The 21,104-nt window shown below is 41.7% G+C and carries 10 protein-coding genes; 3 read left to right on the forward strand and 7 right to left on the reverse strand.

From position 1 onward, the window contains the following. The 4 genes from AC1DO4_RS26170 to AC1DO4_RS26185 all read right to left on the reverse strand — a co-directional run. Positions 1 to 716: AraC family ligand binding domain-containing protein (locus AC1DO4_RS26170; RefSeq protein WP_477420713.1), on the reverse strand; the 716-nt coding region annotated here is incomplete at its 3' end. A gap of 491 nt (positions 717 to 1,207) precedes the next feature. Continuing rightward, on the reverse strand, positions 1,208 to 1,903 hold the full coding sequence (locus AC1DO4_RS26175) for a hypothetical protein (RefSeq protein ID WP_477420714.1): 696 nt from the start codon (positions 1,901 to 1,903) through the stop codon (positions 1,208 to 1,210). Between the two features lie 762 nt (positions 1,904 to 2,665). Then, positions 2,666 to 4,054: a SusD/RagB family nutrient-binding outer membrane lipoprotein gene (locus AC1DO4_RS26180; protein WP_477420715.1), complete on the reverse strand. Its 1,389-nt coding sequence runs from the start codon at positions 4,052 to 4,054 to the stop codon at positions 2,666 to 2,668. Between the two features lie 24 nt (positions 4,055 to 4,078). After that, positions 4,079 to 7,114: a SusC/RagA family TonB-linked outer membrane protein gene (locus AC1DO4_RS26185; protein WP_477420716.1), complete on the reverse strand. Its 3,036-nt coding sequence runs from the start codon at positions 7,112 to 7,114 to the stop codon at positions 4,079 to 4,081. Between the two features lie 316 nt (positions 7,115 to 7,430). On the opposite strand from AC1DO4_RS26185, the gene AC1DO4_RS26190 reads away from it, so the two are divergent. The 3 genes from AC1DO4_RS26190 to AC1DO4_RS26200 all read left to right on the forward strand — a co-directional run bounded on the left by AC1DO4_RS26190 (position 7,431) and on the right by AC1DO4_RS26200 (position 13,672). Then, entirely contained in the window at positions 7,431 to 9,800 is a 2,370-nt protein-coding gene (locus AC1DO4_RS26190) for a beta-L-arabinofuranosidase domain-containing protein (protein WP_477420717.1), read from the forward strand. 6 nt (positions 9,801 to 9,806) lie between these two features. Beyond that, positions 9,807 to 12,212 carry a glycoside hydrolase family 127 protein gene (locus AC1DO4_RS26195; RefSeq protein WP_477420718.1) on the forward strand — a complete coding sequence of 802 codons (2,406 nt, stop codon included), beginning with the start codon at positions 9,807 to 9,809 and terminating at the stop codon, positions 12,210 to 12,212. Between the two features lie 674 nt (positions 12,213 to 12,886). After that, a complete protein-coding gene (locus tag AC1DO4_RS26200) occupies positions 12,887 to 13,672 on the forward strand; it encodes a response regulator transcription factor (protein WP_477420719.1) in 786 nt (261 codons plus the stop codon). Positions 13,673 to 13,675: 3 nt separating this feature from the next. Here the strand turns inward: AC1DO4_RS26200 and AC1DO4_RS26205 are convergent, their stop codons facing one another. The 3 genes from AC1DO4_RS26205 to AC1DO4_RS26215 form a co-directional block, all read right to left on the reverse strand. Further along, positions 13,676 to 14,230, reverse strand: a complete 555-nt coding sequence (locus tag AC1DO4_RS26205; protein WP_477420720.1) for an imm11 family protein — start codon at positions 14,228 to 14,230, stop codon at positions 13,676 to 13,678. A gap of 2 nt (positions 14,231 to 14,232) precedes the next feature. After that, positions 14,233 to 19,320, reverse strand: coding sequence for an eCIS core domain-containing protein (locus AC1DO4_RS26210; protein WP_477420721.1), 5,088 nt, complete (start codon positions 19,318 to 19,320; stop codon positions 14,233 to 14,235). A 111-nt stretch (positions 19,321 to 19,431) separates the two neighbouring features. Next, positions 19,432 to 21,093, reverse strand: a complete 1,662-nt coding sequence (locus tag AC1DO4_RS26215) for an eCIS core domain-containing protein (RefSeq protein ID WP_477420722.1) — start codon at positions 21,091 to 21,093, stop codon at positions 19,432 to 19,434. Between the last annotated feature and the right edge of the window lie 11 nt (positions 21,094 to 21,104).

Genomic DNA, 21,104 nt, shown 5'->3' on the forward strand with positions numbered 1-21,104 from the left:
ATCCTGATCTCGTTCAGGAATGAAATAAAGGTATGCCCGGTATGTTTCTTAAAATAGCGGCAAAAAGATTCGGGGGTCATGAAGGCTACTTTGGCTACATCCTCCAGGGTGATCTGCTCGCTGTAGTGTTGCATAATAAAGTTATAGATGTTGCCTATTCTTATACCCTCGTTTTCGGTTATGCCCGGTAAGTTGCCATAGGTTGATAATGGGTCAAGTTTCCCCCTGATATTGGTGAGTCCTTTAAGCAAACTAAAAAACTGCACAAGCTGATCTGTACCCGAGGCATTTTTTAGCCCCATCATAATTTGCGATACCTTATCAACTGCACTATGCGGCACTTTAAATCCCTGCTGATGTTGCTGCATAAACATCTTGCTTAATTTCAGTTCGGGCAAATCAAATAAGGAGGATAATGCTCCTTCGGGATTGAAAAATATGGATATAGCTTCTATTTGTTTGTTGCCATCGTTTACAAAATATTCGGGGTTGCTTTTAAATACATGCGGCAAGTTGGCACCCAGCAAAAATATATCGCCAGATGAGTAATCATGCATGTTATTACCGGCTATCAGGGTACCCTCTCCCCTTTGGATCCAGGTGATCTGTATTTCTTTATGACGGTGCAGGTAAGGATAGTGATACGGTAAAGAAACTTTTTCTGCAATCACGCTTTTATCGTGCGGTACAGGGATAGTAAACTGTAAAACTTTCATCTTGATTTTTATTAATCCACTTTGAATTTACAATTACTTAACTCTAATAACCAACATTTGGCATTAACCGGATAAAATACTGCTATCATCTGTTAATTTCATGCAGTTGAACGGCTGAGAAATTAAAGAAAACCACAAATTTTAACTTTTTTCTTAAAAAAATTAAATGCTAAGTAAACAACAATAATCAAAATTAAACCTGTGCTTATTTTCTGTTCACACTGCAAAAGCATTATGATTATTCATTATGCAATTAGTGCTAAAAAAACCAACACGTTATTTTCAGAAAAAAAGATCCGTTTTTTTATTGTGTGATTTTAGCTTCTGGTCGGTGTTATCACCGCACCAGCAGGGCCCTTATCTCATCGATTACTCAAATTTTATTTAGGTTACGATGGACTAAGTAGAAAGTGGTGTGGTGAAAACACCGACCACATGCTGAATACAACTCAAAGTTGTGGAAACAATTTGCATTCTGTGTAACAAGAAAACTATCTTTTATCAAAAAGGTGAGGACCGGCAGCTGCAATACCAACAAATATTATTAGGGCCCCACCAGCGAAAATTAGATAACAGAAAAACTTATACCAATGATCCAATTGATAGTACCCAAAACCGATTATGATACAGCCGATTATAGTGCAGATTATCCCTGTTTTTATATTTTCTGCTAATACTTTTTTGTAATATGTTTCGGCTTCCTGTTCCCTCTCATGTTTATAAGGATCAATTACAGTTGATAATCCTAAATCCTCAGCATTAAATGGGTTATGTGTTGTTTTATTTAGGTTTTTTGCAGAAATATCTATATCGAATTTTTTGGGTTGGTAGTGAAGGCTAACTTCTGGCTTGATTTGAGTAATTTCCCCATAAACATTAAATATATCACCAATATTTATTTTGTATAAACTATCTTTTTGGAGCGTTTTAGTTTGAATCTTGAACCTAAAAACATAACATTCGATTGAGAACTTTCCGTACTTTTCATATTTCCGGCTGATTTCGGCTTCACATTCCATGTATATAAAATCAGATGTAACATTTTTAACACTCCCACAAATCTGAATTGTCTTATTTATATTTCTACTTTCTCTTTCTTTCATCAATTGAACTACCTGAATACTCGTATTAGAGGAGAAATTTTGGGAATAATCATTGAGTATTTTTTTAAGAGTGATATCTGCCATGCTTTATAGTTATTAGTTTTAGGCTTTTCTTTAATTTAAAGATATAAATAAAACTCCCAATGAGTATATTTTAGCTTCTGGTCGGTGTTATCACCGCACCAGCAAGGCCCTTATCTCATCGATCACTCAAATTTTATTTAGGTTACGATGGACTAAGTAGAAAGTGGTGCGGTGAAAACACCGACCACGTGCTGAATGCTAAGTAAACAACAATAATCAAAATTAAACCTGTGCTTATTTTCTGTTCACACTGCAAAAGCATTATGATTATTCATTATGCAATTAGTGCTAAAAAAACCAACACGTTATTTTCAGAAAAAAAGATCCGTTTTTTTATTGCGCTATTGCAGGTTTTAAAAATAAAAAATGCCCGCCTCCTATTAAGGAAGACGGGCAAATTAACCACAAGACGTTAAATTTTATTTTTAGGCAGTATTAAGAGGCTGTTTAAAAATAGATAAATAGATCGTCATTGCGAGGTACGAAGCAATTCCCAACTTACAGAGTAGCTTTGCAAATCCGATCTGTGCAGTTTGCGATTGCTTCGTACCTACCCATGACAAGTTGTAGAATCCCAGACTTACGAAGTTTTTAAAACTTCGTAAGTCTTTCGCCAATTTGTCATTCCGTTCTTCAGAGTCCCCGGATTTTAGCTCTCGCAATGACGGTTGGATATGTGTTTCTCGGACCTATAAAAACATTATTGAACTATTTTTAAACAGCCGCTAAAAGATATTCTAATATCGCCTGCACAAATAATGATTATTTAGTGTCCCACCAAAGTCTATCGGTTAATTTGGCCGTTTGCTGTGGCTGCGGGTTCGAAGTAATTTCGAGTTGCGGATATAACACACGTCGCGGTACGGCGGATAGAGCGTTTGGCACAGCCGGTAAAACAGGATAGCCTGTACGCCTGTAATCGGTAAAATTCTCCAGTGAAAGAAAGTTGGCTATACTTTTTTCCTCGATAATCAATTGTTCGGCATTGCTGCTGGTTAACGCTCTTGAAGCCAGGTAGCTATTTGCATTGTCGTTACTTATGCCAAGCTTTGTCATATGCGATAACACGGCGCTTTGGTAAACAGGCACCGCGCTTGAATAACCCGATGTTATCAATGTGGCTTCAGCTTTTATAAACAAAGCTTCGGAGTAATTTACAATGTAATTGGTTGCTCCTGTTGCACCATAAAAATTGCCGGGGCGCGAGTATTCTTCCAACTGACCTATAGTAGATAAGCCCTCGCCAAGGCCTGTGTACAAACCTGTAGCTGTTGCCGGGGCAACCATGGCGCTTAAACGGGGATCGTTACGGGTTGTAAAACCATTTACAAAGGTATTGGCCAAAACTACGGTACTTGTTGATATAAAATTTTGCTGCCATGGATTTTCGGTGCCGGCTCCACCGTCATAACCCATTTTAAAATCATCATTGTTTGATTGCATACCTTTTTCAAGTGCGGTAAGCGCCAGTTGCGCCTGCGCTGTTGCGGTGTAGCCAGGCGCTTTGGCAAGATGCATGTAGTAACGGGCTTTTAAGGTATACGCCAGTTTTGTCCATTTACTCATGTCACCTGAATAAAATAAGTCATCGCCTGATGGGCTTATTGTACCACTTTTAGCAATATCGGCGATACCGGCATCCAGTAAACTTTGTACCTGGTTGTAAATATCTTTTTGTGCATCATATAGAGGAGTAAAATTTGAACTCCCTTTAAAAGCCTGCGAATAAGGAATATCTCCCCAAAGGTCGGTAGCGGTACCAAGACAATAAGCAGTCAATATTTTAGCAATACCAGCATAATTGGTGTTACCGTCGGCAGTGGCTTTTTGATTTAGTGTTACCAGGTTATTTAAACAGGTAACATACAAGTTAGTCCAATCGCCATCCATATCCGTGTTATACATTAGGTAGGTGCCTGCATTGGGTGCAACCTGATTTTGGGCTGCCACCTGCATATATTGCTGTACAATTGCAGCCGCGCCGCTACCGGCATACAAGTTTGATGATATGGCCAGTTCAACCGGCGCTAAAATCTGCGCTTCGGCTACATTAATAGGCTTATTTTTATTTTGGTTTACGTCGATATATTTTTTACACCCCGAAGCACCTATCAGGATACATGATACTAAAATCATCAATATTTTTTTCATGATATTTTTTGTTTGATAAATGGATTAAAGTGTGAATTTTAAGCTGAAGTCGATAGATCTGGAAGTTGGGGTAGAAAATGAATAGATACCCTGTGAGCCATTTGATGCACCAAATGAGCTTACTTCCGGATCGCCCCCTGTAAAGTGCGGAGCATATATCCACAGGTTACGGCCGGTTACGCTAAAATTAAGGGCTTTAAAAGGCGTACTTTTTAACCACACGGGTTTTGCGGTGTAACCTATGCTTGCATTCCGTAATTTAATATAGGTACCATCCTGTATAACCGATTCAGTAATACCATTAATACGTTGATAATAAGCCTGACCGTTAACAGAAATAGTATTGGGCTGGCTGGTTTCTGCGCTGATGCCGTCAACCACTCTTGGCCCCCTATTTTCGGTAACTTTAGGTGTACCGTAAAAATAGCCGTATCCATCAACGTTGTTTTGAATATCGCCGCCTTTTTTCACATCAAAAAAGAAACTCAGGTTGAATTGTTTATACCGGATATTATTGGTAATGCCACCGGTCCATTTTGGATTAATATTGCCTATAATCCCTTGCGTATCGTCAGCATAGGGTAATCCGTCTGCATCAATTAACAATTTACCTTGCGCGTTGCGTGCGTAACGTGTTCCATATATAGTTCCATATGGCTGGCCTTTAATAATGGTAGTAAAACCATTTCCAATTTGTCCTAAATCTCCATAAATGCTAAGCACCTTGTTCCTTGTGGCGGTAAAATTCACGGTAACGCTCCAATTAAAATCTTTTGTTTTAACAGGAACAGCACCAAGCAGTAACTCAATACCTTTATTTTGCATGATACCTGTATTTACCGTTGTACCACTGTACCCGGTTGATGGGGCAATACTAACGCCAGGTATAATACCATCAGTTGTTTTTTTAGCAAAATAAGATGCTTCAAGGCTTATCCTGTTATTAAAAAAACCGGTTTCAAAACCTACCTCAAACTCGTTTATTCTTTCATTTTTCAAGAGAGGATTACCCAATGTTGGGTCCAATAAGAAGCCTGATTGACTTCTATAAGGGAACGAAATATTACGTATAGCGTAGTCATTACTTTGACTATTATAAGGAGTTGTAAGCGAATAAGCATCAACATTGCTACCACCTACAGTAGCATACGATACACGGAATTTACCCAGGTTCATGATATCCTGAAAATTTTTGGAGAAAAACTCCGAAAATATAAAGCTGGTTGCTACAGAACCATAGGGATAAAAGTTATTTGATGTTGCCAATACTGAGCTTCCATCATACCTGCCGGTTAATGATAGCACAAGGAACCTTTTATAATCGATATTCGATTGCAGGTAAAAACCTACTTTACGTTTCAAAGTATATCCTTCAGAATAGGAAATATTGGAGGCTGAACTAATGTTATCAAGCGATGCAACAGAAAGACCAACACCTTTAGCATAGGAGTTTTCGGAATACTCCGAATAAATATTATTTCCCAAAACACCATCGATATTAAAATCACCAAACTGGTGCGCGGCACTGAGGATCAAATCATTATTTAGCTGCCTAAAATTGGTATTACTAACTATAATACGACCGGTAGGGTTACCTGCCGAGCCTGCGGATTCGTGGTATTTAGCCTGTTCGGTATAAACATCCGCTCCAAACCTTTCTGTTAGTGTTAGCCATTTTAAGGGCTTATAGTCGACCGTAAAGGTTGGCATAAAACGGTTTACTCCCGATTTGTTCGAGATATTATCTAATACCCAGTACGGGTTGTTCCTTGAGTAACGATRTAAACGCTGCGTGCCATCTGCATTTCCATATGGTTGCAGATTGTATGATATAGGGGCCGTGAAAATAGTCCATACAGGGCTTTCCAGTGCATATCCTTCTGGCAACCTGTTGTTTTGCGAATTGGCGTAATTTAACTGAAAAGTTGTTGTCAGGTTCGGCAGGATCTGCGCACCATATTTTGCGAATAACGAATTACGGATAAATGAGGTTGTTGGTACGGTTCCCTGCTGATTGAAATTAGAATATGATATAAAGTAATTAGAAGCAGGTCCACCGCCATTTATACTCACCACATTATTATAGGTATGCCCGGTTTTAAAAAACAGATCTGATTGATTATATTTTTTTGCGGCCTGCCCGTTTATCTTTAAAGTATCCATCAATGGGCCCCAGGAAGTACTGGTTTTCATAGCATCACCATTATAATAAACGCCGCCTGTACCTTGTGCGTATTTACTCTGGATCTGCGGAAGTAATGGATTCTCAAATGACAGATCGGACGAAAAATTAACAGTAGGTTTTCTGTTAGCAGAGCCAGTTTTTGTGGTAATAATAATTACCCCGTTTGCACCCAGCGACCCATAAAGCGCAGTAGCGGCAGCACCTTTTAAAACGTTGATGCTTTCAACTATCGATGGGTCCAAATCGGCTATCCTGCTTGTTCCGGGGCCCGAATTAAGATTTCCTGTTTCATCGTTATTTACCGGGACGCCGTCTATCACCATTAATGCGTCGTTATTTCCGTAAAATGATGATGCACCGCGAACAACAATACGTGTAGAGCTACCCGGATTACCGGACGAACTGGTAATTTGCACACCTGATACTTTGCCGGCAATATCGTTAACAATATTCGGGTCTTTACCCTGCACCAGTTCGGAGCCCTTTATTTCCTGGCTGCTGTAGGTCAATACTTTTTTATCCCGCTTTATACCAAGCGCGGTTACAACAACTTCGCCTAAGATTTTATTGTCTTCAGGTAAAACAACATCAATCTCGGTTTGGCCCGTTAGTTTTACATCTTTGGAGGCATAACCAATGGCCGAGATGCTAAGTGTGCCTGCACCTGTGTAAGTAATAGTGAACGCTCCGTTGGCATTGGTACTTACACCTTTATTGGTGCCTTTTAGTCTGACAGACACGCCGGGTATTGGCTGGCCTTTATCGTCAGATACTTTTCCTTTTAATGCAATTGTTTGGGCGTATGTGCTACCACAAAACACAACCATGCAAAATAAAGGTAAAATAAGCCGTTTGAGTAATGGTTTTAGTTTCATAAACTAATTTTGGGGGTTAAGAATTTATTTTAATCAAGTCTGATTTTCAGAATTGTAAATTTATTTGCCCCTACATTCCATTTTTGGCAGAAATTTGCCAAAGCTTGCCGTATATTAACATTGTTGTTACAACAACATTAAAAAATTATGATATTTCTATAAAATCAGCTTTAATCGTGACTTTTATTACTAAAAGCTTAAGTCGGTAAAAAACAGTTAAAATCCGGTTAATACCTGCAAATTATTATGGCTAAATATTCATAACGCCATGGTAATTTTATAAACTGATTTTTATGATTACATAAACCCAAACACTATGCTGATAAATAAGTGGCTTAAATTAAACATGTGCCTTATTGCAGGTTTAACCACAGCTGAATTTGCACAGGCACAATCATACGTGCCCGAATGGAATGACACCCGGATAAAAGTAAAAGCCCAAACGGAGATTAAGGCCTATACTTTTGATTTGAAAGATGTAGCACTACTGGAAAGCCCCTTTAAACAAGCCATGCGGGTTGACGCCGCGTATTTGCTATCCATTGAGCCCGATCGTTTATTATCTGCATTCCGTTCGCACTCGGGCTTAAAGCCCAAAGGAAAAATGTATGAAGGCTGGGAGTCATCCGGATTGGCAGGGCATACCCTTGGGCATTACCTCTCGGCCATTGCCATGCATTACGCCTCAACCCGCGACCCTGAATTTTTAAAACGGGTAAATTATATTGTAAAAGAACTGGATGAATGCCAGGTAGCCCGTAAAACCGGCTATGTGGGCGCCATACCTAAGGAAGATACGGTTTGGGCCGAAGTTGCCAAAGGAGACATCCGATCAAGGGGATTTGATTTAAATGGCGGCTGGTCACCATGGTATACGGTGCATAAGGTTATGGCAGGCCTGTTAGATGCCTATTTATACTGTAACAACACACAGGCGCTTAAAATATGCAAAGGCATGGCCGACTGGACCGGCGAAACCATCAAAAACCTTGATGATGACAAGCTGCAGAAAATGCTGCTTTGCGAATACGGCGGCATGGCAGAAACCCTTGTTAATTTATATGCTATTAATGCCGATAAAAAATATCTTGACCTATCGTACAAGTTTTACGACAAGCGCATATTAGATCCGCTTGCCGAAAAACAAGATGTATTACCCGGCAAGCATTCAAATACACAAATACCTAAAGTTATTGCCAGCGCAAGGCGGTATGAGCTTACCGGCGACAAAAAAGATAAGGCCATTGCCGATTTCTTTTGGGAAACTGTAACCCGTAACCACTCCTACGCCACAGGCGGCAACAGTAATTATGAGTACTTAGGCGAGCCCGGCAAGCTAAATGATAAGCTTACCGAGAACACTACCGAAACCTGTAATACCTATAATATGCTTAAATTAACCAGGCATTTATTTGCGGTTGAGCCTTCGGCAGCGTTGATGGATTATTACGAAAAGGCATTGTACAATCATATCCTCGCATCTCAAAATCACGAAAACGGGATGATGTGCTATTTTGTACCTTTAAGAATGGGCGGCAAAAAAGAGTACAGCAGTCCTTTTGATACCTTTACCTGCTGTGTTGGCTCGGGTATGGAAAACCATGTAAAGTACAATGAAAGCATTTATTTCAGGGGCGCCGATGGCAGCTTGTATATCAACCTGTTTATCCCATCGGTACTAAAATGGAGCGGAAAAGGTTTAACTATAAAACAGGAAAGCAATTTACCGGCCGGCGATCATATTTCCTTTACTGTTAATACTTTAAAACCTGTTACAATGGCTATCCGCATTCGTAAGCCTAAATGGACCAGCAATGCGGCTATCAGCATAAACGGCAAAAAGCAACTGGTTAGCGCAGATGCCCAGGGTTACCTGGTTTTAAACCGTAAATGGAAAAATAACGACAAAATTGAATTTACCACGCCCGAGACTATTTATACAGAGCCTATGCCTGATAATGCCAACAGGCGTGCCATATTTTATGGCCCGGTACTATTGGCCGGTATTTTGGGTAGTACAGAACCCGACCCGCTTAAAGGTGTCCCGGTTTTTGTTACCAGCGAAACCGACCCTAATAAGTGGCTTCAAATGGTTGATAAGAAGCAATTGAGCTTCCGCACCGAAAATATTTCGAAACCAGCGGAGGTTAAACTAATCCCTTTCAATCAGACCAAAAATGAATATTATTCTGTTTACTGGGACGTATTTACGCCAGAATCATGGGCAGTACAGCAAAAAGCCTATGACGAACAAAAGAAAAAACAACAGGAGCTGGAAGCCCGTACCACGGATATTTTACGCATAGGTGAAATGCAGCCCGAGCGGGATCATAATTTCAGTGGCGAAAACGCAATTACAGGGGAAGACCACCAAAAGAAATGGAGATCAACAGAAAACGGAGGGTTTTTGTTGTATGAAATGAAGGTTGATGCCAATGCACAAAATACCCTGATTAATACCTACTGGGGCATGGATAACCGGGGCCGTACATTTGATATCCTGGTGGATGGCATAAAACTATCAACCGAGGACCTTAACCAGTATAAGGAAAGCCGTTTTTATGACATCAGCTACACCATACCTATTGAGCTAACCAAAGGAAAACAAAAAGTGAGCATTAAACTATTACCTAAAAAAGATAACAGCGCCGGTCCGGTTTACGGTAGCCGCATGGTTAAAAACTAAATGAATATGATGATCAATAAAAGAAAAGCGGCCTGCCTGCTGTCATTATCAGTTATAAGCTTAAGCGGTAAGCTCTATGCACAGCAAAAGGATTACCCTATTCAGCCTGTAGCTTTTACCAGCGTGCATGTTAATGATAACTTTTGGCAACCCAAAATGGAGGTAAATGCCAGGGTTACCATACCTTATGTACTTGCCCAATGCAAGGCAAACGGGCGCATGGATAATTTTTTAAGGGCATCCAAAAAACTGGATGGTGATAAGCTGAGCGAATTCCCCTTTGATGACACTGATGTATACAAAGCTATTGAGGGCGCATCATACTCCATGCAAAACAAAAACAACCCTACGCTGGATAAGTATATTGATACCCTTATCGGTATTATCGGCGCCGCACAGGAGCCCGATGGTTACCTTTATACTTTCCGCACGGTTCACGCCCAAAAACCACATGAGTGGATTGGTGATAAACGCTGGGTGAACGAAGAAATATTGAGCCATGAATTGTATAACTGCGGCCATTTATACGAAGCCGCGGTTGCCCACTACCAGGCTACCGGCAAGCGTACCCTGCTCAACATCGCCATAAAAAATGCCGACTTATTGGTAAAAACCTTTGGACCGGGAAAAATTGAAGAATATCCAGGCCACCAGATAGTGGAGATAGGCTTATCAAAAATGTACCGCGTTACGGGCAACAAACAGTACCTTAACCTGGCCAAATTTTTCCTGGATGTACGCGGCCCTAAAGGCGATGCATATAACCAGGCAGATAAAAAGGTGGTTGACCAGCATGAGGCCGAAGGCCATGCGGTAAGGGCTGCTTATATGTACACCGGTATGGCAGATATTGCCGCTTTAACGGGCGACACCAAATACTTAGCAGCAATTGATGATATATGGGGAGATGTAGTAAACAAAAAACTGTATATCACCGGTGGTATTGGTGCAACCGGTGCCGGTGAAGCATTTGGTGATGCCTACCAGTTGCCCAATATGTCGGCATATGCAGAAACCTGCGCGGCCATTGGTAATGTTTACTGGAATAACCGCATGTTTTTGCTGCATGGCGATTCCAAATATATTGATGTACTGGAAAGGACGCTTTATAACGGCCTGCTCTCGGGTGTATCTTTAAGTGGCGACAGGTTCTTTTATCCAAATCCACTGGCTTCCATGAATCAGCACCAGCGCAGTGCATGGATCAGCTGTGCCTGCTGTATCAGCAACATGACCCGCTTTTTACCATCGCTGCCGGGCTACGTTTATGCCAAAAACAAAAACGACCTGTATATTAACTTGTTCATGAGCAACTCCAGCAATATTAAGCTGGCATCGGGTAATGTAAACATTGTTCAGGCAACGGATTACCCATGGAAAGGTAAGGTTGATATTACGGTTAATCCCGTAAAAGCAACGGCCTTTACTTTAAGGGTACGCATACCGGGCTGGGCAAAGCAACAGCCTGTTCCAGGCGATTTATATACTTTTATGGATAAAACGCCATTACCTGTTGTTTTATCAGTAAATGGCAAAGTTACCTCATTTGTAAGCGAGAAGGGGTACGCCGTAATAAAACGCAACTGGAAAAAAGGAGACAAGGTGACCCTTAACCTGCCTATGGAAACAGAAAAGGTTTTAGCCAACCAAAAGGTGAAAGATGATAAAAATCGCTTTGCTTTTGAACGCGGACCAATTGTTTACTGCCTGGAAGGTCCGGATAACCGGGATAGTCTTGTTCAGAATATACTGATCGACAAAAATGCTATCGCAAACGCCAATTACCAGGCCGACCTGTTAAACGGCGTAGATGTGATAAATACAGAAGGCAAAAGCACCAAAAGACAGCTCAACAGCGATAAGTTAACGGAAACCGACCAGCAGGTAAAGGCCATCCCCTACTATGCCTGGGCAAACCGCGGCCCCAGCGAAATGACTGTTTGGATCCCTTATGAAGCATCGGCATCAAGGCCAAAACCAGCCCCTACCATTGCCAGCAACAGCACGGTAACATCGTCATTAAAAAACAAAAGAATGTATCCGGCTATAAAAGATCAGTATGAACCGGCCGGTTCGGGCGATACAAACTACCCTTACCTCCACTGGTGGCCTGCACACAACACCAGCGAATACGTGCAGTATGATTTTGATGCGCCGCATACCGTTAGCGAATCGAAAGTTTACTGGTACGACGATGGTCCATGGGGCGGTTGCCGCATACCTGTTTCCTATAAGGTCCTGTATAAAAAAGACGGGCAATGGGTACCTGTAAAAAACACAACACCATACACCATAAGCAAGGATAATTTTAATACAGTAACGTTTGAGCCTGTAAATACAACCGCCTTACGTATTGAAGTTCAATTACCCGCCGATAATTCAACAGGAATACATGAATGGGCTGTTAAATGATAGATCAACTATAAAATAAAAGTTTTTTAAAACAAAAAACCCGACTGGTAAAATTACTACCAGTCGGGTTTTCTGTTTTAAGTCGGTAAACTTTGCTTTTATCAGTTTGAAATGATTCTAATTTTCAGCCACTTACATCTTTCCCGTTTACTTTTAGTTTCCATATAATTACGGAGTAACAAGGTGCATCACGCCCACAAACTCAATAAATACTGTAATTAAATAATAAACAATCAAATACCCTAAAACTCGTATTGATCTTGAATATTTTTTACTTAAATTAGCACAACCTAAGTTGTGATTAAATATCTTTTCGCCCCTAAAAAGATTACATTATATAAATGATGTGTTGTATATAGATGGTAGTGTACCAACCTGTTTAAAATATTACAAGGAAAAGTATCATCTTTTTACCAATCTATAACCGATACAGACACTATAAGATTAAAGATTTGCCCTGATGTTTTGACACTATTGATCGCAATACGACTTGACCGCTGTAAAGTAATTCATGAACTCGGGTACTACTACGTAGAAGTTCACGTAGTTATACGCTTAATCAAAAATCATTTCTATCCTATATTTACTTAAATAAATTTATTAAAGATTAACAAGCAAAATGAATTTTTTCTAACTAAGAAACAGTTATAAACCTTTACACAAATCATCCCGCTATGAAAGATAATTATCAATCATCCTATTATGATTTTTTAAAGTATTCCCGCAAAAGAAATGGGACGCACGTTCCCGAAGTGCCAGAATTATTATCCCAGTTTGACCATGAATCTTTAAACAAAGATTTATTTCCTTCGGTGTTATATTCAATTGACTACACGGAAAACTCCTATTCGTTCCGCCTTTTTAACATGGATAAGTTTCTTGGATATTCTTCAGATTTTCTATTTAAAACAACCCCTTCATTTTTGAATGAAATTCGGAATAAAGAGGATCTTAGTATTTTTAACGAGCAGATATTTCCTGATCAAATGTCATTCCTGGCACATCATACCAAGGAAAATAGCTGTCAATATATTTTCACAACAAATTTTAGGGTTAAAAATTTCAGTAATGCATGGTCTGTTGTAATTCAGCGAACCCGTTATCTTTTTAATGAATATGACCGGATACCTGTTGCATCAATTAATTCATTAACTGATATCACTTATTTTAAAAATGATTCAAAAATAAACCACCTTATTGAGCAGTTTGACGAAAAAAGGCAAAGGCGTGTAGTTGAAAATAAGTGCTACTATTCAAAAGATAGCAATGATTTACTTAGTAAACGGGAGGTTGATGTTTTAAAGCTCGCCAGTAAAGGGTTAGGTAGTAAAGAGATAGCCGAAGAACTTAATATAAGTATCCACACCATCAATAATCACAGGCGAAATATGCTGAGCAGATCAAACTGTAAAAACATTTTGCAACTTGTTGACAGGGCTGTAAAAAACGGGACACTTTGATTTTTAAACAGGAAGCGTTCTGAAGTTTTTAATTTCAGATTTTATCATTTCATTTTCAAGTTTTTCAGATATATAAATAACTGAAGGAAATTCCTTTAGGTAAAAAATATTTCTTCCGTTTATTACATCTTCTTTTAAAATTAATTTTCTCATTTTTCTGATCACTTTGTTACCGCCGGGGCCAGGTTCGTCAAATAGGTCGTAATCTGATCTGTCCCAATCTAAAGCATCGAGTACGTGCAAAATGTTTAAAATGGTGAACTCTTCTTTTTTTTCATAGTTAATCATTTCAGGCTTAATAAACTGAATGAATTTTACGTCGGCCGATGCCTTAAAAAAGTTTGTAGCCTTAACCGAGGTAACCGGTAAAACCATTCCTATCCCGGATAAAAAATCGGGTATTTTTTTTGATGGGTCTTTAATGAAAATCTGCGGGGCCTGCTCATCATTTATAGGCAGGCCCTTATACATTTTTTCTTTAAATGAAGCAGCGCATTCAAACCTGTTAAATTCTAACACGTCCTCATCTGCCCAGGGTAAAAGTTGTTTGTAAACCATTATTAAAATACTATGTTGTTTAAACTCACACCTGCGCCATTTGTTATACTTATGCGTGCATCTCTTATCAAATCATCTATTAATACACGTGCCTGGCCTGGAGTTATGGTTCCGGCATGTAAGCCTGACCGTATGGAAGTTAACCTTGTTTGTACCAGCAAAGTATAATTTGGGTGCGAGCCCAGGTGAAAAGCACTGTTACCAAAATGTGTTGCTACATTAGGGTTGGTTAAGATGGCATCGGCTAAAGTGGCAGCATCCGGCGGAACCATGATACCGTTTCGCAAACCATCTTCAATATTAAATGGTGGAATCACCCTATCAAACAAATCCTGAAAAGTTGACCGCAGTTCTCTCGGAATAACGTGATGAGCCTGGAAGCTACCTGGTTGCAGGCCAGCAATTCCTCTTCTAAGCTCGGCAGTACTCTCCCGCATCTCAATAAAAGCACGACGCGCCTGCCTGTTACCTGCCCGTCTTAAATCGCGCTGCAGGTCTCGCCTGGCGTTTTGTGATAAGGCATTAATATCGTCAATAAACTGGCGCGGGCTGCTTTCAACCCCAACAACAATCCCTTTTTGTCTTCCCCCGCGTATAAATACATCGTCGCCTAATCTTGCTGTATCATCGGCAGCACCTACAACACGCAGATCGCCCTGCTCAATAAATTCAACATCGCCTGTGGCCAGCAGCACCCACGGATTAATGTATCCTTCAAGCAGAAACCTCCGCCTTTCAAACCTGATCCTAAACCTCCTGAAACGAACCCGTGAAAACAATCTTTCAGCAAATTCATCCAGCGTTTTCATACCTCTGCCGGCGCGCTCACCTATTCCGCGCATGATCAGCCGCCCCCTTTCAACAACAGCGTGAATTGAGGATAAGATGGCTCTTCCTGCTCTGCCAAGTGTTGGAAAAGCACGCCCCACCGCCCTGCCGGCGCGGGCTACAACACGGCCAACAGCCGCCGCTCCAGACTTTAATGATTTCCAGAAGGCATCACTGCCAAGTACAGCAAAAATGGCTTCAACAGCTGCAACAGCAATTGAGCGCGCCAATGATTTTGCGGCTCCTATAATATCACCGGCTATTGATTTGTAAACATACTCGCCAAGGTAATAGGCTCCTCTTACAACAGCCACCCCAATCATTATGGTTGTAACAGCTTCCATAATTACAGGTAATGCTGCAGTAACCGCGCCGCCGGTTAAAACCTCGGCAACAACCAGTAATACTATAGCCCCAATAATAGTAGGTATAAGCCAGCTGCTATTACAGCCAAACCACCGCCGCAAACCAGTGTACATTTGGTTTAAGGTGTAACGTGCGCGCTGACCGCGGCTGAGCGGACCAAATTTAGCGGATTCTGGAAATGGTGTTGCTGTTTCTGCCTGTCCGCCAGCATGCTCCTGCGATGCATTACAGGCCTGCGAAAGCATATTTTGCTCACTTTGGGCCATCATTTCCTGGAGCCGGCTTTCAGTTTCTTCCTCGCGGGATAGTGGGGGACCTTGCGGAGCCGCATCAACGGCAGGCTGGGCAACATCAGCCGAATCCGGGGCTGCCCCTATGGCCGGAATACCTACCCCACCGGTACCTGAAGTTCCATCCTGCGGAAGCATTCCCCCCAATATATCATGAACAGTTCTTGTACTGTCTGTTGAGTTGCCAAATTCCACCTCACCCCCACTACTACTGGTCCTGTGTAAAATTGATTGGACCAATTCGGGTTCAAGCTCAAGAGGAGCTACCTGGTCAACATCTATATCACTTTGGGTATATGTGCTTTTTTGGAATAAGCTCATATCCTCGGCAGCAATTTCACTTTCAACTCCCGATGATTGCACCTGCTGCATCAGCGTTGGCTCTTCAGTTCTTTCAAATGGTAATGGAACCGTTAAATCAGCTCCTAATAGTTCTTCTTCCATTTGCCCTTCAAACTCTCCGGGCATTAGCCGCGCAGCTTCAATCTGGTTACTTATCAATTCCAGGTCAAGTTCTGAAACCATACGGGCTACCCTGTTTGCAGCTGCAATTTTTTCTTCTTCGTCAGCTGCTAAGGTTCTTTGCAAAAATTGAATAATTTGCTGCTTAACCTGTGGCCAGGTATCGCCAAACAGTTTAAAATCCGGCAAATTCTGTAAAACACTTATCATAATCTGGATCACAAAATTGATGATAGGTGGCTTAAAGCAATCCGGCAATACCCTCCAGGCCCAGGCTGCCAGTACAATAGGGATTAACCATGGATTTATTGCCAGGAAAGTAAGTTTTGCAACAATTTCTGCATACGGGCGAATAAATTCCCAGATATCCCTGGCTACGTTAATAATGTGGTGCCCAATTTCGGTAAGCCTTGCCCCGGCCCAGGTTACTACCCGCCTGATTATATTTGCAAAACTTTGAATACCACGCTGTATAAACCTGAAAACCGCAATAGCGCCAATATTTTCCAAAAGTGAAACTATTGGTTCCTGCAACGATAGCAATGTATTGGCTACCCAGTTAAAAGCTCCAACAACATTATTTTTAAGTGTCTCAATTCCGGAGGTAATTACATCCAGTATATTCTCCTGCAGATATGCTCTGAAACGAACAAAAACTTCACTATTCCAGTTGGCACGAACCCATTGAACGCCCCGGTAAATGGCATATGCACCGGCACCAATTGCTACAACCGGCCCTAATGGCGATAACATAAGCAAAATGCCGCCAATAACCATCAGCGGGGTTTTAATTGGCTCTATGGCTTCCATCAGCCAGTTCCAGGCTTGCTCAGCTTTTCCCTTTATCCAATCAAGTACCGAGCCACCTGCCCGCCAGGCTATACCGAACTGCCGCATCAGCCAGTTCCAGGCCCGTGCAATGGTTTCGCGTATAGGCCTTATCAACTCCCATAACCAGGCAGCTGTACTGGTAATCCATTCCCAAACAGTGCCGGCGACAGCCTTAATGGCATCCCATATCGGCAAAGCAAAGTTGTTCCAAAAAGAGGATAACAAGCCGCCAACCTGTTGAAAAAAGGCGCGGATCCGCTGCAGGGCAGCACCGCCAAGCGTTCTTATAAAATCAAGTATTTTTTGGGCAAGCACAGCAAAAGCCTGGCATCCCCTTTCAACACCACCAGAAACGGTATCAATTAAGCTGCTTATAAAATCTTCGAGTATGCCCTGCAAGCCTTCGGCCTGTAACCGGCTGAATAAACCACCGGTTGCAGCATCCACCGCACGCGCCAGTAAATTCTTAATATTATCAATAATGTCGCCCCTTAAGAAATCAAGTAAACCAGGAGCTATTCTTTCAATGATACTTTCGGCCTGGTCTTCAACCCACTCAATTGCGCTTGAAGCAGCATCCCCTACAGCGGATACAACTCTGCCGCCTGTAGCGTCCCAGGCACTACCCAATGCGGAAGTGAAAGCGTTTCGTTGAATACGCTGCTGTGGAGTATTTGAAACATTATTGATACCGGCAACCTGCAGAGGTTGCTGAATTGAAGTAAAAACGCCCGGAGATTCTTTCCGTTGTATTTTTTCATCCTGTTCACATGCTGCACATTTTCGTTGGATGAAGTTAACCCCGGGGATGTCTTTAGGCTCAATATCTGTTTGGATTGCCTGTGACTGCAAAAAATCAGCAGGGGTATCAGTTCTACCCATACTGCTAAAATCCTCCTTCTTTTGGATACCTATGCTTCCGGTTGAAGTTGGCGTTGGAGGGGAATCATCAGGAGGTGCAGCACTATATACTGATTGTAAACCTGTTATGTTTTTTTGATCAGGAATATCGGGCTTAATTTCAGTTTGAGGTACAGCACTTGTTTCTAACTGTACAGCCCCGGCGTGGTTTAATTTTCGCTGAATAAAAGATTCCGTTTGGTTAGTTGCAGTGCTTTCGGAAACATTTTTTTGCAAAGGCTTCGTTTTTACACTACTTCCACCTTGTTGTAATGTGTGGGTTAACTCATGTGCAAGCAATTGTTTCCCGCCAAATGTATCAGGCGAAAAATTTCCATGATTAAAGTATATATTATTACCTACTGTGAAGGCTTTCGCATTTAAATCACGCGACATATTTGCGGCATCGTTACCTGCGTGAATCCTTACATCCGAAAAATCATACCCAAACCTGCTTTCCATAAAGCTTTGGGTATGTTCGGGCATGGGGCTTCCGCTATTTTTGGAAGAGTTGATTTGGGCAGTTGTATTTTCACTGGCAACTCCGGGAGCGGATGCCTCACTTTTCCGCTGGATCTGGTATGGATTAGACGGATCCCAGATGGGCCTGATGGTGCCAAAAAGATTATCTAGATCAAAACGCAGTAAAGTTGGACTTATGATTTTTGATGAGGTGCCCAATTCATGATCTGTAGTTTCCCACCATGTAGGATGATCCCGTTGCAATGAAGAATCGATAGCCATGGGAACGAGCAAATTTGAGAAGAAAGTTGCATGGCCGGCAGAAGCACCAATTGAGCGAAAAAACTGAAAGGAGTAATTCCAGTGAGTTTCAATTGCGCTGAAATCACCATCCGAGATTTGCCCCGCTCCCCTGTTCCAAAACGGGCGGTTCATGGCAAACCAGTCTATGGCGTTGGCAGGTGCAGCGGTTGCCCCGGTATCTGACATAGAAAGTGTTGTTACCCCTGTAGATGGAAGCCTTGTTGGGAAAAGCGAAATTCGGGGTAGTTGCGGTACACGCAGTTGAAGCTCTGCAGGATTGATTAAATGGAAAGGAAGCGGCGCCGCTGGGGTAGTTTGTTGTTGTGGCTGTGGAGTTTCTTCATTTTCACCGTCCCGTTGTACCAATTGCGGAGTTGACGTAATTTCTTTTCTGTTGATCTTTTCTTCTTCGTCGCAATGAGCACATTTTCGTTGGATAAATGATGCCTCGGGCATACGCATAACACGATCAGCCGTATCATCCGCCTCCTTTTCCAGCGGATCATCCGGTGCCCCCACACTTAGCTTAGCCTGAAAGAACAAACCGTACCCGGTTTCAACAGGTAATACATCATGTTGCTGCAAGCCTTGAGGTTGAACAATTGCAGCAGGGGTAGTAACAGCCTCATTAACTGCACTCTCCTTCACTAAAGAAATATTTATTTATAAAAACACAGGCGTTTTAAACTGTAATGTACAAGCTGTATACAAGGCTACTTAGAAATTTTGCCTATATCTGCTTTTACACTATCAACACCATTAAGGGCTAATTGGCGCAGTTAATGCAGAGGGAACAATTTTACCCCAAATTTGAAGGTAATGATATAATTCAAATCGTGGCTGATCAGCAAAAAGTGAGGTATCAATTACAGAAGGGTCTGTTGTAAGATCAAACAAATGCATACCTGATGTTGTAATTTCGGGCTCATACATTTTAATGTGACTGTCTGCAGAATCTTTATAAATAAGCATCTGATGCCCTGCTTTACTATCCCTGTTATTATCTATTTGATTTGCCCCGGGCTTATGTGATGCATCAATCCTCCTTATAAAGACGTTTCTTGGGTGATTGCCTTGTTCATCAACCTGGGTAATTGTACTGCTTTGTTGTGTAGTTGGCAAACCTGCCATATCAAACGTTGAATTAAAGCTTACCGCCCATGTATTTAGCATTAATTGCTCACCTGGATTGAGTGATGATGCCTGGGTTAGCAACTCTGCCCTATTATTGCACCAAACATCCATATTCACCATATTTTGGGACAAATCGAAACCCGGGGTTATCTGGCTACGAACTGTATTGGCATTTGCAGCAGGTGTACCAACATTATCGGCAAAAAAGAGGTCATGCACTGCCTCCATTGCCCAATACATATTGCCATAAGTAGCCTGCCTGCTTGTAATTCTTGATTTAACAAAATCAATGACCCTCATTGCAGTTCGTTCCCGTGTGCCAACCTGGGGCGTCTGTAAAAGCCCCTGCAGCGAGATTGCAGATAAGTAACTTATTGCAGCCGCGGGACCCATTAAAATATGACTCATTAATGCCACCGACTGCACACAACGAACAGCATCGCTATCAGTACCGGGAATACGATCATACTGCCCCAGCTTGTTGGCAATATCATTTCCGTCCCATCCGCCGGCTGTAAAAGGTAAAACAGTTTCTGGTAGCTGGCTATTTAACTCAATATCCGCCTGTGGTCTGCTTGCTGTCATACTACCGGCCGGGACAGGTGTAGACAATGAACTTGTATCCGGCATGCCTGCGGTTATTGTTATTGGCGGCATATCAACAACATCCGTATCTCTTTGAACCGACTGTGGTGTGTCGCCCTGCTGAATAGTATGGGTAAGTTCATGGGCCAGCAATCTCTTTCCGCTCTCGGTGCCGGGATTATATTTGTCCTGGTTAAAATAAATATCTTTTCCTACGGTAAATGCCTGTGCATTCAAAGCTTTTGAAAGCTGGCTTGACCCGGCATCCGCATGAATTTTAACATCAGAAAATTCGGTTCCAAAACGGCTTTCCATAAAGCTTTTAGTTCCCCGATCCATAGTATCACCGCTCCCCTTTGATGATTCAATTTGCCCGCTTACATCAGCGGGTACCGCTGTACCAGCGATATCGGTTTTCTTTTGAACTGATTGTGTAAGCGGGTTATGCTGTACTTTTTCCCCCTCATCAAAGTGGGCTTTACGCTGAATAAATGTACTCCCGGGCATATTCACCACCTTATCTGCAACAGTATCGGCTTCATGTTCGAGTGGATCATCAGGTGCGCCAACGCTTAATTTAGCCTGAAGGAACAAGCCAGCCACATTTCCTTCAGACGACACATCATTTTGTGGCAAACCTTGCTGCTGTACGGTTGCAGCAGATGTAGCAACGGGTTCTGAAACAGCAACTTTTTTTTTCACAAAATATTAAT

This window comes from Mucilaginibacter sp. P5_A6 (assembly GCF_056400585.1).

Excerpts from the sequence above, each read along its gene's own strand:
- AC1DO4_RS26175 (WP_477420714.1), bottom strand. The coding sequence starts at position 1,903 with ATGGCAGATATCACTCTTAAAAAAATACTCAATGATTATTCCCAAAAT.
- AC1DO4_RS26180 (WP_477420715.1), bottom strand. The coding sequence starts at position 4,054 with ATGAAAAAAATATTGATGATTTTAGTATCATGTATCCTGATAGGTGCT.
- AC1DO4_RS26190 (WP_477420717.1), top strand. The coding sequence starts at position 7,431 with ATGCTGATAAATAAGTGGCTTAAATTAAACATGTGCCTTATTGCAGGT.
- AC1DO4_RS26195 (WP_477420718.1), top strand. The coding sequence starts at position 9,807 with ATGATGATCAATAAAAGAAAAGCGGCCTGCCTGCTGTCATTATCAGTT.
- AC1DO4_RS26200 (WP_477420719.1), top strand. The coding sequence starts at position 12,887 with ATGAAAGATAATTATCAATCATCCTATTATGATTTTTTAAAGTATTCC.
- AC1DO4_RS26205 (WP_477420720.1), bottom strand. The coding sequence starts at position 14,230 with ATGGTTTACAAACAACTTTTACCCTGGGCAGATGAGGACGTGTTAGAA.